Origin of the sequence: Burkholderia puraquae (assembly GCF_002099195.1) — a bacterium.
Classification (GTDB): Bacteria; Pseudomonadota; Gammaproteobacteria; order Burkholderiales; family Burkholderiaceae; genus Burkholderia; species Burkholderia puraquae.
In genome coordinates, this window is record NZ_NBYX01000013.1 from 62,177 (window position 1) to 75,037 (window position 12,861).

A 12,861-nucleotide genomic window follows, 5' to 3' on the forward strand; every position below is an offset into this window, starting at 1 on the left:
GCTCACGGGGAGCGGCGCGGTCTTGCGCCGGGCGGTGACGCGGAGCAGCACCACACGCGGGCGGCACGTGGCCGCCCGGCGCGCGGCCGCCGCTCAGACGCTCGCCGTCTGGCGGATTTCCTGCAGCAGGTAGCCGAAGCCGCGCACCGTGACGATTTCGACACGGCACTGCTCGAGTTTCTTGCGCACGCGGTGCACGTAGACTTCGATCGCGGTGTCGCCGAGATCGCCGCCGAAGTGCGTGAGGTGATCCTGCAACTGGGCCTTGCTGACGACGCGGCCGTGGCGCAGCAGCAGCATTTCGAGCACCGCGAATTCGCGCGGCGACAGCTCGAGCGGCTTGTCGTCGTTGAAGATGCGGCGGTCGACGCCCGACAGGCGGACGCCGCCGAGCGACACTTCCGGACGCGGCATGTCGCTGTGCGGGCCGCTGCGGCGCATCACCGCGCGGATGCGCGCTTCGAGCTCGGCCGGCTCGAACGGCTTGAGCATGTAGTCGTCGGCACCCGAATTCAGGCCCTGGATCCGGTCGTTCAGCTCGTCGCGTGCGGTCAGCACGATGACGGGCGTGTGGCGGTTGGTCTGGCGGAAGCGCGTGAGCAGCGTCATCCCGTCGATGCCCGGCAGGCCGAGGTCGAGGATCACGAGTTCGTGGCGGTTCTGTGCCAGCGCCTGTTCGGCAAAGATGCCGTCATGCACCATGTCGACGGTGAAGCCAGCCTGCTCGAGGCTGCTCTGGATACCGCGTGCGATGGGGCGGTCGTCTTCGATCAGAAGGAGTCGCATGAAGTTCGCTCAAGTACAATGGGTTGGCGGTTCAGGCACGCGGACAGCACGACGCCGTTTCCACAGGGGCGCCGCAACACCTGACAATCAAGCATGGCGGCCAGCGAACGATTAAATCCAATCATGTCCGATATTTCGATCAACGACCTAGAAGCCGCGATCAATTTCTGGCGCGCCCGCTCGCCGTCGAGCGGCGACGAACTCAAACTCTGCGAAGAGGCCAGCGCGCTCTCCAAGCCGTATGCGCTGCTGATTGTACAGCGCGAAAGCGCGCTACAACTGGAAGGTTTGGACCCCAAGGCACGGAATGCGTACGAGACTTACGTGCGCCTTAAGGATGGCTTGGAAAGCTGAAGGCTTTCGCTGACTACATCCTAGAAAACGTTCATCGAAATGAAAAGTTGACGCGCCGCGCATCGAAAGACGCGCGGCGGTAGAGGAAGGCTTCAGGCGGCCGGGTGCGCGTGCGCGCCGGCACGGTCGATGAACAGCGCCAGTTCGATGTCGCGTTCGGTCAGGCCGTCGGCATCGTGGGTCGACAGCGTGACGTCGACGCGGTTGTACACGTTGAACCATTCCGGATGGTGGTTCATTTCCTGCGCCTTGATCGCGACGCGCGTCATGAAGCCGAACGCTTCGTTGAAATCGGCGAAGCGCAGGCTGCGCTGGATCGCGTCGCGGCCCGGCACGGCCGTCCAGAGCGGCAGGCCTTCGAGCCGGGTCTTGCGTTCTTCTGATGTGAGCTTGTGGATCATCTTGCACCTCTCGGTCGGTAACGGCACTCGCGCGCGGTTGCGCCGCGCGGCGAAGCCGGCACCGGTCATTGTTTCATAGTTGCGGGAAGGCCATCCGGCGACCATCGGCGCGCTTTCGCGTGCTCGCGCTCGCGCGTCACGCGTCGTCGTCGTCGAGCCAGCCTTCGCCCGTGCCGCAATGCAGCACGCGATCGGTATCGAGCACCGCGCCGGCCGCGAATTCGGGCAGCGGGGCCAGCCGGTCGGCCAGCGCGCGGCCATCGACGTCGGCGAGCGCGAACAGTTGCGCGAAATCGTCGATCACGAAGTAGGTCTTCTGGAACGTGTCGATCCGGTACTTCGTGCGCATCACGCGCTCGAGGTCGAAGCCGAGCCGGTTCGGCGCCGCGCTCTCGAGGCTGTACAGGCTTTCGCCCTTGCTCGACACGATCCCGGCGCCGTAGATCGACAGCCCGTTCGTGCCGCGCGGGTCGCGGATCAGCCCGAATTCCACCGTATACCAGTAGAGTCGCGCGAGGCGCGCGAGCGCTGCTTCGTCGTCGGCGACCGCGAGCGCGGTGCGGCCGTACGCCTGCATGTAGTCGGCGAACACCGGGTCGATCAGCAGCGGCACGTGGCCGAACAGGTCGTGGAAGCAGTCGGGTTCCTGCAGGTAGTCGAGCTGGTCGGGACGGCGCATCCACCAGGTAACCGGGAAGCGCCGGTTCGCGAGATGCTCGAAGAACACGCGGTCGGGCACGAGGCCCGGCACCGCGACGATCTCCCAGCCCGTTGCCGGCTTCAGCTGGCGGTTCACGTCGGCGAACGACGGCACGCGATCAGCCGGCAGGTCGATCTTCCCGAGCCCCGCGACGAACGCATCGCACGCGCGCCCGCGCAGCAGCGCCGACTGGCGTGCATAGAGCTGCTTCCACACCGCGTGGTCGACCTGGCCGTAACGCGCGAGCGGCTGGTCGATGGTGAAATCGGCGCGGGTTTCGAGGCCCGCATCGAACTGCTCCTGCAGTTTCGCGGTGACGACGGTGGACATGATCTGGCTCTGCACGTGGCGGTGGGTAACCATGCAAGTGTAGAGCGGGCTGCACGCGGAATGGGCGCAATATTGGCGCTGATTCGCCATGTGATGCGATAATCGCGCACAAAATCATGAATCAATGCGGAGAATAATCATGCTGGAACTCGATCACTTCGATCTCGCGCTGCTGGACGTGCTGCAGCGCTTCGGTCGCGCGACGCATCAGCAGCTCGGCGAGGAGGTGCCGCTGTCGCCGTCGCAGATCGGCCGGCGGCTGCAGCGGCTCGAGGCGGCCGGCGTGATCGAAGGCTACCGCGTGATGCTGCGCCCCGAAAAGCTCGGGCTCGGCGTCACCGCGTTCACGAGCCTGAAGCTCAAGCATCACGGCGATTCGATCATCGAGCAGTTCCAGCAGCAGATCGACGTGCTGCCGGAAGTGCTCGAATGCCATGCGGTGGTGGGCGATGCCGACTACCTGCTGCGGATCGTCGCGCCCGACCTGAACGCGCTGTCGCAGTTCGTGATGAAGAAGCTGATGCGCGTGCCGGGTGTCGACAGCGTGCGCTCGAACATCGTGCTGACGACCTTCAAGCGCAACGGCGCGCTGCCGCTCGCACACCTGGCACCTGGCGCCGCATAACGCGGCGACAGGGCGGCGGCAGGGTTGAAGGCGGTGCGCCGTTGCGCCGCCGCGGGGCAGGGCCGGATCAGGCCGCTTCGTGCTGCGTATCGGCGTTCAACAGGTCGACGTACGCGACCGCGACGAGATCGTCCTGCGACACGCCGAGCTTCGCGAACACGTCGTGCGCTTCGGCTTCGCCGCCGGCTTCGTCGTCGTCGGGTCCGAGCACGACTTCCAGTTCGATGAAATCGCCGAGGCCGTCGACGCGGTCGAGGTGGATGCGCGTGCGGCCCGCGAGGTACACGTGCCGTTCCTTCGTCACGATCCCGCGCGTGGTCAGCGCGGTGGCGAGCAGCGCATGCATCGCGTCGGGGTTCGTCACCGGGCTGCGGGTGTAGTACGACGCCTTCGGGCCGTCGCGGTCGTCGCGCTGGTAGAAGATCAGTTCGGCCGGCGTGCCGTCCTCGAAGCGGCGCAGCTTCAGCCGGCCGCGAGGCACGTCATAGAAGAAATCCTGCTGGCGATAGAACAGCGGCGCTTCGGTCGCGAGCCTGGCCGCCTGTTCACGCAGCTGGTCGAATTCGCGGGCGCGGGCTTTGATCTCGATGTTGCGGGCCATGCGGGTCTCCTTCAATCGGGGTCTCGCGGTGTGCGAATGCACAATCTAGCAAAAAGCCCGCGAAGGTGGCGTGACGAGCGGCGGGACGCGGCGACACGACGCGGCCGGGAGTTCGGCGTCCTGATTCCACCGTTCACGCACACGCAACGGCCCGCGCGGGCACCGGCTGCCGACGTGTCAGGCGTTGACGCCCGGTGCGCGGCCAGCCGCAGCGACATCAGCAGCACTCATATCGCCCACTGCGCCTCGATCAGCCGCAGCGCGGCAGCGATCGCCGGTTCGTCGCACCGCTCGGCGAGCGTCACGAAGGTCAGTTCGGTCGGCACCGTCACGTGTTCGACGATCGTCAGCGCATGCGCGTGCGCCTCGGCCAGCGCGGTCGAGGCGCGCGCGAGCGTCAACCCGATGCCCGATTTGACGAGATCGAGCATCGACTGCTCCTGGTCGACCTCGGCAACCTTGACCGGCTGCGTGCCGGCATCCGCGAAGCGCCGCGACAGCAGCCGGTGGTGTGCGGACGCAGGCGGCGTCCAGATCCACGGCAGCGTGGCAAGCGAGCGCCAGTCGTGTGCGCGCTGCACGCGCTCCTTCCAGCCGGCCGGCGCGAGCACACGGTACTGGAAATGCGTGAGCGTGACGGTGTGGAACAGTGCGCTGTCGAGCGGATCGTCCTCGCCCGGCCGGCCGATGTAATAGCCGACGTCGAGCGCTTGCGTGCGCACCTGTTCGATCACCCAGCCCGACATCCCGTGCCGCAGTGCGGTTTCGATCTGCGGATGGGTTTCGACGAGCGCGCGCAGGAAGCCGCCGAGCCGCAGGAAGCCCGGATCGAGGATCGTGCCGATCCGCAACCGGCCGCGCACCTCGTGCCGCAGCGCAGCAGCGGCGCGCTGCACGTCGGCGGCGGCGGCGAGCGCGCGTTCCGCATGCGGCAGCAGCGTCTGGCCGTCGCGCGTGAGCGCGAGCCCGCGCGACGTGCGCGTAAACAGCGTGACGCCGAGCGTTTCCTGCAGATGCTTGATCTGCAGGCTGACGGCCGGCTGCGTCAGGTGCAGTTGCACGGCGGCGCGCGTCAGGTTGCCTTCGCGCGCGACCGTCGCGAACGCGCGGAGCAGGGTGAGATCCATCGTCGTGATATGAGCGCGGCTTATAACGCAGTTCAGCATAACTCATTGGATCGGCGGCCGGCAGCCGGAGTACGCTTCATCGGTCGTGGCGCGCAGGGCAGCAAGCGCGGCGCGCGACGCACTATGCTGGAAATGACGCGCGGTATTGCGCCGCGTGGCGGACAACAATGAGATTTGGATGGGGCCAGTGCCGGCGTTGAGGCGCTCACTCGGGTCGACCGCCGTGGGGATGGAGTGGGTGCTGAAGTGCCAGCTCCAGCCGGCCACGCGATGGGGCCAGAGTAAGCGCTGAAGTGCCAACTCCAGCCAACCACGCCATGGAACCAGAGTAAGCGCTAAAGCGCCAACTCTGGTCGACCGCCGTGGGGCTGGAGTAAGCGCTAAAGCGCTAACTCTGGTCGACCGCCGTGGGGCTGGAGTAAGCGCTGAAGCGCTAACTCCAGCCAACCACGCCATGGGACCAGAGTAAGCGCTAAAGCGCTAACTCTGGTCGACAGGAGACACACCGTGACTACTCGACGCACGCTAGAAGGCGAATTCGATTACGTGATCGTCGGCGCGGGCACCGCGGGCTGCGTGCTCGCGAACCGCCTGACTGAAGACCCCGACATCCGCGTGCTGCTGCTCGAAGCGGGCGGCAAGGACGACTATCACTGGATCCACATTCCGGTCGGCTATCTATATTGCATCGGCAACCCGCGCACCGACTGGCTGTACAAAACGCAACCCGAAGCGGCGCTCAACGGCCGGGCGCTGTCGTATCCGCGCGGCCGCGTTCTCGGCGGCTGCTCGTCGATCAACGGGATGATCTACATGCGCGGCCAGCGCGAGGATTACGACAGCTGGGCGCAGGAAACCGGCGACGCCGGCTGGTCATGGGACAGCGTGCTGCCGATCTTCAAGCGCAGCGAGGATCACCATGCGGGCGCAAGCGACGCGCATGGCGCGGGCGGTTACTGGCGCGTCGAGAAGCAACGGCTGCGCTGGGAGATCCTCGAATCGTTCGCGCAGGCCGCGCAGCAGACGGGCATCCCGGCAACCGACGACTTCAATCGCGGCGACAATGCCGGGGTCGGCTATTTCGAGGTGAACCAGAAGCGCGGCGTGCGCTGGAATACGTCGAAGGCGTTCCTGCGGCCCGCGATGGCGCGCCCGAACCTGACCGTGATCACCGGCGCACAGGCGCAGCGCGTGATCTTCGATGGGCGGCGCGCAGTCGGCGTCGAATATCACGGCGGCGGCACCGATTACGTTGCACGGGCGCGCTCGGAGGTGCTGCTGACGTCCGGCGCCGTGAATTCGCCGCAGCTGCTCGAGCTGTCGGGTATCGGCGATGGCCGGCGGCTGCAGGCGCTCGGCATCGACGTCGTGCAGGATCTGCCGGGCGTCGGCGAAAACCTGCAGGATCACCTGCAATTGCGGATGGCGTTTCGCGTCGAAGGTGTGCGCACGCTCAACACGCTGTCCGCACACTGGTGGGGCAAGCTGATGATCGGCGCCGAATATGCGTTGCTGCAGCGCGGGCCGATGTCGATGGCGCCGTCGCAGCTCGGCGCGTTCGCCAAATCCGACCCGGACGATCCCGCGCTCACGCGCCCCGATCTCGAATACCACGTGCAACCGCTGTCGCTCGAACGCTTCGGCGAGCCGCTGCACAGCTTCAACGCGTTTACGGCGTCCGTGTGCCATCTGCGGCCGACGTCACGCGGCAGCGTGCATATCGCGAGCGCCGATCCGGGCAGCGCACCCGCAATCGCGCCGAACTATCTGTCGACCGACCATGATCGCCATGTCGCCGCGAACGCGTTGCGCCTCACGCGCCGGATCGCGTCCGCACCGGCGCTCGCGCGCTATCGTCCCGAGGAAATCCTGCCGGGCACGCAGTACCGGAGCGAAGCCGAGCTGATCGAGGCGGCGGGCGCGGTCGGCACGACGATCTTCCATCCGGTCGGCACCTGCCGGATGGGGCGTGCCGACGATGAGCGTGCGGTGGTCGACAGCCGGCTTCGCGTGCGCGGCATCGCCGGGCTGCGGATCGTCGATGCGTCGGTGATGCCGTTCATCACATCGGGCAATACCAATTCGCCGACACTGATGATCGCCGAACGCGCGAGCGACATGATCCGTGCCGATCGCCGCGCGGCACGCGAAGCGACGCCGGTGCACACGGAGCCCGCGGTGACAGCCGCGTGACGGAACGCTGACACGCGCGACAGCGGGCCGTCATGATGACGCCCGCTGATTCGCTATGCGAAACAAGCTGTCGTTGCAGTGCCGGTGCCGATGGCGCCGATTGTGCCGGTTCGCCGGCACGATCCATGCAAGCCGTGCGGCCGCACGGCGATTTAGTTGCGAGCTTGCACGGGCCGTGCGGATAGGCAACGGTCGATGATGCACGTGTCAAAAAAAACGTGGCGAAACATCGTGCACAGTCGCGCGCGATATGGCGGCCAGCCCTATAAGTGCAAATCCCGATGATTGCACTGCACCAACGGCGAGACAATGTGGCGCAGTGTGCATACGCGTCGGCGCGGGAGACCACCCTCGAGGCGTAACACGGCGCCCGGGGCAGCCTGCTCATCCGCTGACCTGTTTCGCGGACGCTTCTCGCGAATCTTCCCGGTGCTTCGCCTGACTTCGTACGGAAGGGAACATGATTCTCGGCGACACGATTCTGGAAACACGCGGACTGACCAAGGAATTCAGGGGTTTCACGGCCGTCAACGGCGTGAACCTGCGTGTGCGTCGCGGTGCGATCCATGCGTTGATCGGACCGAACGGCGCAGGCAAGACGACCTGCTTCAACCTCCTCACCAAATTCCTGACGCCGACGGCCGGCCAGATCGTCTTCAACGGGATCGACATCACCGACGAGCGGCCCGCACAGGTTGCGCGGCGCGGCATCATCCGCTCGTTCCAGATATCGGCCGTGTTCCCGCACCTGACCGCGCTGCAGAACGTGCGCATCGGCCTGCAGCGCGCGCTCGGCACCGAATTCCATTTCTGGCGCAGCGAAAGCACGCTGAAGCGGCTCGACGACCGCGCGATGGACCTGCTCACGCAGGTCGGCCTCACCGATTTCGCGCAGGTGCCGACCGTCGAGCTCGCATACGGCCGCAAGCGCGCGCTGGAGATCGCGACCACGCTCGCGATGGAGCCCGAACTGATGCTGCTCGACGAGCCCACGCAGGGGATGGGCCACGAGGACGTCGATCGCGTGACGGCGCTGATCAAGAAGGTCGCGAGCGGCCGCACGATCCTGATGGTCGAGCACAACATGAACGTGATCGCGGGCATCTCCGACACGATCACCGTCCTGCAACGCGGCGAGGTGCTGGCCGAAGGCTCGTATGCGGAAGTGTCGAAGAATCCGCTCGTCATCGAGGCCTACATGGGCAGCGCCGATGCGGCGCTCGCGGGGGCGCACGCATGAAGCACAGCGAACGGGAGGAACGCGAATTGAGCGGCGTCGAAAGCGGTACGCCCGCGCTGGAGATCACGGGCCTGGAGGCCTGGTACGGGGAATCCCACATATTGCACGGTGTCGACCTGACGGTGCATCGCGGCGAAGTCGTCACGCTGCTCGGCCGCAACGGCGCGGGCCGCACCACGACGCTGCGCGCGATCATGGGCCTCACGGGCCGCCGCAGCGGGTCGATCAAGGTCGCGGGCAACGAGACGATCGGCCTCGCGACGCACCGCATCGCACATTTCGGCGTCGGCTACTGCCCGGAGGAGCGCGGGATCTTCTCGAGCCTGTCGTGCGAGGAGAACCTGATGCTGCCGCCGCCGATCGGGCCGCGCGACCACGCGATGTCGATCGACGAGATCTACACGATGTTCCCGAACCTCGCGTCGCGTCGGCAGAGCCAGGGCACGCGGCTGTCCGGCGGCGAGCAGCAGATGCTCGCGGTCGCGCGGATCCTGCGCACCGGTGCGAACCTGCTGCTGCTCGACGAGATTTCCGAAGGCCTCGCGCCGGTGATCGTGCAGGCGCTGGCGCGGATGATCGTCGCACTGAAGGCACGCGGCTACACGATCGTGATGGTCGAACAGAATTTCCGCTTCGCCGCGCCGCTCGCCGACCGGTTCTACGTGATGGAGCACGGCAGCATCGTCGAACATTTCCAGGCGGCCGAACTGGAAAGCAAGATGCCGACCCTGCACGACCTGCTCGGGGTGTGACGCCGCCCCGTCTCTCTCGCCGCTAGCCGTGGCGGCTTCGAACAACCACAACGCATCAGAACAACAGGAGACGTCAATGAAAATGAAGACCCTCGCACACGCCTGTCTCGCGCTCGCGACTGCCGCGTTCACCGCCGGCGCCGCGCAGGCCGCGGATACCGTGAAGATCGGCTTCATCACCGACATGTCGGGGCTTTACGCGGATATCGACGGGCAGGGCGGCCTCGAAGCGATCCGCATGGCGGTTGCCGACTTCGGCGGCAAGGTGCTCGGCAAGCCGATCGAGGTCGTCTATGCCGATCACCAGAACAAGGCCGACATCGCCGCGTCGAAGGCGCGCGAATGGATGGACCGCGGCGGGCTCGACCTGCTGGTCGGCGGCACGAATTCCGCCACCGCGCTGTCGATGAACCAGGTCGCGGCCGAGAAGAAGAAGGTCTACATCAACATCGGCGCGGGCGCCGACACGCTGACCAACGAGCAGTGCACGCCGTACACGGTCCACTACGCGTACGACACGATGGCGCTCGCGAAGGGCACCGGTTCGGCCGTAGTGAAGCAGGGCGGCAAGACGTGGTTCTTCCTGACCGCCGACTACGCATTCGGCAAGGCGCTCGAGAAGAACACGTCGGATGTCGTGAAGGCGAACGGCGGCCAGGTGCTCGGCGCGGTGCGCCACCCGCTGTCCGCGTCGGATTTCTCGTCGTTCCTGCTGCAGGCGCAATCGTCGAAGGCGCAGATCCTCGGCCTCGCGAACGCGGGCGGCGACACGATCAACGCGATCAAGGCCGCGAAGGAGTTCGGCATCACGAAGACGATGAAGCTCGCCGCGCTGCTGATGTTCATCGACGACGTGCACAGCCTCGGCCTCGAGACGACGCAGGGCCTCGTGCTGACCGACAGCTGGTACTGGAACCGCGATGCGGCGTCGCGCCAGTGGGCGCAGCGTTACTTCGGCAAGATGAAGAAGATGCCGTCGAGCCTCCAGGCAGCCGACTACTCGTCGGTGACGACCTACCTGAAGGCCGTCCAGGCCGCCGGCACGACCGACTCCGACAAGGTGATGGCCGAGCTGAAGAAGATCAAGATCAACGACTTCTACGCGAAGGGCTACATCCGCACCGACGGCAGCATGATCCACGACATGTACCTGATGGAAGTGAAGAAGCCGGCGGAATCGAAGGAGCCGTGGGATTACTACAAGGTGCTCGCGACGATTCCGGGCGAACAGGCGTTCGCGACCAAGCAGGAATCGCGCTGCGCGTTGTGGAAGTAAGCAGGGCGTAGCGGCGCGCACGGGCGCGCCGCTCGGTGGCGGCGGCAGCGATGTGCCCGCTGCGCCGCCCGCGTACGCAACGCGTGAAGGTTGCGCGCGCAACGAAACTCATTCTGACGGCTAAGTCGATGGAAATCTTTGGCATTCCGTTGCCGGCGATGCTGAGCCAGTTGCTGCTCGGGCTCGTCAACGGCTCGTTCTACGCGATCCTGAGCCTCGGGCTCGCGGTGATCTTCGGGTTGCTCAACGTGATCAACTTCGCGCACGGCGCGCTGTTCATGCTGGGCGCGATGCTTGCGTGGATGGGCCTGTCGTATTTCGGGCTGCCGTACTGGGCGATGCTCGTGATCGCGCCGCTGGTCGTCGGCGCGTTCGGGATCCTGATCGAGCGCTCGATGCTGCGCTGGCTGTACAAGCTCGATCACCTGTACGGGCTGTTGCTCACGTTCGGGCTCACGCTGGTCGTCGAAGGCGTGTTCCGTTCGATCTACGGATCGTCCGGCCAGCCGTACGACGTGCCGTCGCAGTTGTCCGGCGCCACCAACCTCGGCTTCATGTTCCTGCCGAACTACCGCGCGTGGGTGGTCATCGCGTCGCTCGCGGTGTGTCTCGCGACATGGTTCGTGATCGAGAAGACGCGCCTCGGCGCCTACCTGCGCGCGGGCACCGAGAACCCGAAGCTCGTCGAGGCATTCGGCGTGAACGTGCCGATGATGATCACGCTCACCTACGGCTTCGGCGTCGCGCTCGCCGCGTTCGCGGGCGTGCTGGCCGCGCCGGTGATCCAGGTGTCGCCGCTGATGGGCCAGCCGATGATCATCACCGTGTTCGCGGTGGTCGTGATCGGCGGGATGGGCTCGATCCTCGGCTCGATCGTCACCGGCCTGCTGCTCGGCGTGATCGAGGGCTTCACGCGCGTGTTCTACCCCGAAGCATCGGCCACCGTCGTGTTCGTGATCATGGCGATCGTGCTGCTGTTCCGCCCGGCGGGCCTCTTCGGCAAGGAAAAATGATGCAGAGAAAAGTGCTCTACGGCGTGCTGCTCGTCGCATTGCTCGCCGCGCCGTTCATCGGCGCGTACCCGGTGTTCGTGATGAAGGTGCTCACGTTCGCGCTGTTCGCGGCCGCGTTCAACCTGCTGATCGGCTATACGGGGCTGCTGTCGTTCGGCCATGCGATGTTCCTCGCGACCGCCGGCTATGCGACCGGTTATTCGATGCAGACGCTCGGTTTCACGCCGGAGCTCGGCGTGCTCGTCGGCACCGTTGCCGCGACGCTGCTCGGGCTCGTCGTCGGGCTGTTCGCGATCCGGCGGCAGGGCATCTACTTCGCGATGATCACGCTCGCGTTCGCGCAGATGGTCTACTTCATCTACCTGCAGGCGCCGTTCACGCACGGCGAGGACGGGCTGCAGGGCGTGCCGCGCGGCCATCTGTTCGGGCTGCTCGACCTGTCGAACGACGTCGCGCTCTACTACGTCGTGGTGGCAGTGGTCGTCGCCGCATGCGCGTTCATCGTGCGGGTCGTTCATTCGCCGTTCGGCCAGGTGCTCGTCGCGATCAAGGAGAACGAAGCGCGCGCGATCTCGCTCGGCTACGACACCGACCGCTTCAAGCTGCTCGCGTTCATCCTGTCGGCGGGCCTCGCGGGGCTGGCCGGCTCGCTGAAGGTGCTCGTGCTCGGCTTCGAGACGCTGTCGGACGCGTACTGGACGATGTCGGGCCTCGTCGTGCTGATGACGCTCGTCGGCGGGATGGGGACGCTGTTCGGGCCGCTGCTGGGCGCGGCACTGATCGTCGCGCTGGAAGACCGGCTCGGCGACATCGGCGAATGGCTCGCATCGACGACGGGCATCGCGTGGTTCCATTCGCTCGGCGAATCGGCGACGATCGTCACGGGGCTGATCTTCATCGCATGCGTGCTCGCCTTCCGGCGCGGTATCGTCGGCGAGATGGTCGCGCGGATCAAGCCGCTCAGGGCCTCCTGAGCGCGTGCCGCGCTCGTCGCCCCGGGTTGATGCGAAGCACCATCCGGCATGCGCCGGAAGGGCGTCGCAGCGGGCTCGGGCCGGCACCGCGCGGCAGGCTGGTGCCCCATTTTCGTGCGGCGATGCACCATAGGGGTAAATGCTAAGTTGCCGTGGTGCTTAAGCCTCTTTAAGATTCACCCTAGTTCTGATGCACCGCGAAACGAATTTGCAGGTGGAGAACGAGGAGACAATCGAGGCACAAAGTGCCCGGACCCCAAAGCGCTGTTGGACGGAATCCAACAGCGCTTTTTCATTTGCGTGCACGGATTTCCATCGATGGTGCATCGGCCTGCGCGATTGCCGTATTCTGCGCTCACGTTCGCACCGCACTTCTTCCGCGCTTCGCCGCGTCCCCCCGTTTTTCCATTTCCCGCCATCCGTTCGCAGACGATGCGCAACCGTGCGCCAGCCGTTCGGGCTAACCCGGTTGGCGTGCGCAAAACGCGT

The 12,861-nt window shown here is 66.0% G+C and carries 13 protein-coding genes; 8 read left to right on the plus strand and 5 right to left on the minus strand.

Annotated elements, in window-relative coordinates; all coding sequences use genetic code 11:
* Positions 1 to 93: 93 nt before the first annotated feature.
* Complete coding sequence (locus B7G54_RS23600; RefSeq protein WP_006401494.1) at positions 94 to 786, minus strand: response regulator; 693 nt, start codon at positions 784 to 786, stop codon at positions 94 to 96.
* Positions 787 to 909: 123 nt separating this feature from the next.
* Here B7G54_RS23600 and B7G54_RS23605 point away from each other — a divergent pair, with 123 nt between their 5' ends.
* The gene (locus B7G54_RS23605; protein ID WP_039351485.1) at positions 910 to 1,140 is read left to right on the plus strand and encodes a DUF3717 domain-containing protein; all 231 of its coding nucleotides are present in this window, start codon (positions 910 to 912) and stop codon (positions 1,138 to 1,140) included.
* A gap of 92 nt (positions 1,141 to 1,232) precedes the next feature.
* On the opposite strand, the gene B7G54_RS23610 is transcribed toward B7G54_RS23605, so the two are convergent.
* Both B7G54_RS23610 and phhA read right to left on the minus strand, forming a co-directional pair.
* Positions 1,233 to 1,541, minus strand: coding sequence for a 4a-hydroxytetrahydrobiopterin dehydratase (locus tag B7G54_RS23610; RefSeq protein WP_048247945.1), 309 nt, complete (start codon positions 1,539 to 1,541; stop codon positions 1,233 to 1,235).
* A gap of 136 nt (positions 1,542 to 1,677) precedes the next feature.
* Positions 1,678 to 2,571, minus strand: a complete 894-nt coding sequence (gene phhA / locus B7G54_RS23615) for a phenylalanine 4-monooxygenase (RefSeq protein ID WP_217483668.1) — start codon at positions 2,569 to 2,571, stop codon at positions 1,678 to 1,680.
* A gap of 139 nt (positions 2,572 to 2,710) precedes the next feature.
* On the opposite strand from phhA, the gene B7G54_RS23620 reads away from it, so the two are divergent.
* Positions 2,711 to 3,196 (plus strand): Lrp/AsnC family transcriptional regulator, encoded by a 486-nt coding sequence (locus tag B7G54_RS23620; protein ID WP_006408082.1) that lies wholly within the window; start codon positions 2,711 to 2,713, stop codon positions 3,194 to 3,196.
* A gap of 67 nt (positions 3,197 to 3,263) precedes the next feature.
* Here the strand turns inward: B7G54_RS23620 and B7G54_RS23625 are convergent, their stop codons facing one another.
* Together B7G54_RS23625 and B7G54_RS23630 are read right to left on the minus strand one after the other, a co-directional pair.
* On the minus strand, positions 3,264 to 3,797 hold the full coding sequence (locus B7G54_RS23625; RefSeq protein WP_085041269.1) for a class IV adenylate cyclase: 534 nt from the start codon (positions 3,795 to 3,797) through the stop codon (positions 3,264 to 3,266).
* Positions 3,798 to 4,024: 227 nt separating this feature from the next.
* On the minus strand, positions 4,025 to 4,924 hold the full coding sequence (locus B7G54_RS23630) for a LysR family transcriptional regulator (protein WP_085041270.1): 900 nt from the start codon (positions 4,922 to 4,924) through the stop codon (positions 4,025 to 4,027).
* Positions 4,925 to 5,431: 507 nt separating this feature from the next.
* Between B7G54_RS23630 and B7G54_RS23635 the strand changes: the two genes are divergently transcribed.
* From B7G54_RS23635 to B7G54_RS23660, 6 genes are all read left to right on the plus strand, one after another.
* Positions 5,432 to 7,117, plus strand: coding sequence for a GMC family oxidoreductase (locus B7G54_RS23635; RefSeq protein WP_085041271.1), 1,686 nt, complete (start codon positions 5,432 to 5,434; stop codon positions 7,115 to 7,117).
* A 460-nt stretch (positions 7,118 to 7,577) separates the two neighbouring features.
* The gene (locus B7G54_RS23640) at positions 7,578 to 8,357 is read left to right on the plus strand and encodes an ABC transporter ATP-binding protein (protein ID WP_085041272.1); all 780 of its coding nucleotides are present in this window, start codon (positions 7,578 to 7,580) and stop codon (positions 8,355 to 8,357) included.
* On the plus strand, positions 8,354 to 9,109 hold the full coding sequence (locus B7G54_RS23645) for an ABC transporter ATP-binding protein (protein WP_085041273.1): 756 nt from the start codon (positions 8,354 to 8,356) through the stop codon (positions 9,107 to 9,109). Before B7G54_RS23640 ends, B7G54_RS23645 begins: the two co-directional genes overlap by 4 nt.
* A gap of 76 nt (positions 9,110 to 9,185) precedes the next feature.
* A complete protein-coding gene (locus tag B7G54_RS23650; RefSeq protein WP_085041274.1) occupies positions 9,186 to 10,385 on the plus strand; it encodes an ABC transporter substrate-binding protein in 1,200 nt (399 codons plus the stop codon).
* A 128-nt stretch (positions 10,386 to 10,513) separates the two neighbouring features.
* On the plus strand, positions 10,514 to 11,398 hold the full coding sequence (locus tag B7G54_RS23655; RefSeq protein ID WP_085041275.1) for a branched-chain amino acid ABC transporter permease: 885 nt from the start codon (positions 10,514 to 10,516) through the stop codon (positions 11,396 to 11,398).
* Complete coding sequence (locus B7G54_RS23660) at positions 11,398 to 12,372, plus strand: branched-chain amino acid ABC transporter permease (RefSeq protein WP_085041400.1); 975 nt, start codon at positions 11,398 to 11,400, stop codon at positions 12,370 to 12,372. Before B7G54_RS23655 ends, B7G54_RS23660 begins: the two co-directional genes overlap by 1 nt.
* The last annotated feature ends 489 nt before the right edge of the window (positions 12,373 to 12,861 follow it).

Bases quoted from the DNA above. Each gene is read 5' to 3' on its own strand.
- B7G54_RS23650 (WP_085041274.1), top strand. From the start codon at position 9,186: ATGAAAATGAAGACCCTCGCACACGCCTGTCTCGCGCTCGCGACTGCC.
- B7G54_RS23625 (WP_085041269.1), bottom strand. From the start codon at position 3,797: ATGGCCCGCAACATCGAGATCAAAGCCCGCGCCCGCGAATTCGACCAG.
- B7G54_RS23630 (WP_085041270.1), bottom strand. From the start codon at position 4,924: ATGGATCTCACCCTGCTCCGCGCGTTCGCGACGGTCGCGCGCGAAGGC.
- B7G54_RS23645 (WP_085041273.1), top strand. From the start codon at position 8,354: ATGAAGCACAGCGAACGGGAGGAACGCGAATTGAGCGGCGTCGAAAGC.
- B7G54_RS23610 (WP_048247945.1), bottom strand. From the start codon at position 1,541: ATGATCCACAAGCTCACATCAGAAGAACGCAAGACCCGGCTCGAAGGC.
- B7G54_RS23655 (WP_085041275.1), top strand. From the start codon at position 10,514: ATGGAAATCTTTGGCATTCCGTTGCCGGCGATGCTGAGCCAGTTGCTG.
- B7G54_RS23640 (WP_085041272.1), top strand. From the start codon at position 7,578: ATGATTCTCGGCGACACGATTCTGGAAACACGCGGACTGACCAAGGAA.
- B7G54_RS23600 (WP_006401494.1), bottom strand. From the start codon at position 786: ATGCGACTCCTTCTGATCGAAGACGACCGCCCCATCGCACGCGGTATC.
- phhA (WP_217483668.1), bottom strand. From the start codon at position 2,571: ATGTCCACCGTCGTCACCGCGAAACTGCAGGAGCAGTTCGATGCGGGC.
- B7G54_RS23660 (WP_085041400.1), top strand. From the start codon at position 11,398: ATGCAGAGAAAAGTGCTCTACGGCGTGCTGCTCGTCGCATTGCTCGCC.
- B7G54_RS23605 (WP_039351485.1), top strand. From the start codon at position 910: ATGTCCGATATTTCGATCAACGACCTAGAAGCCGCGATCAATTTCTGG.
- B7G54_RS23620 (WP_006408082.1), top strand. From the start codon at position 2,711: ATGCTGGAACTCGATCACTTCGATCTCGCGCTGCTGGACGTGCTGCAG.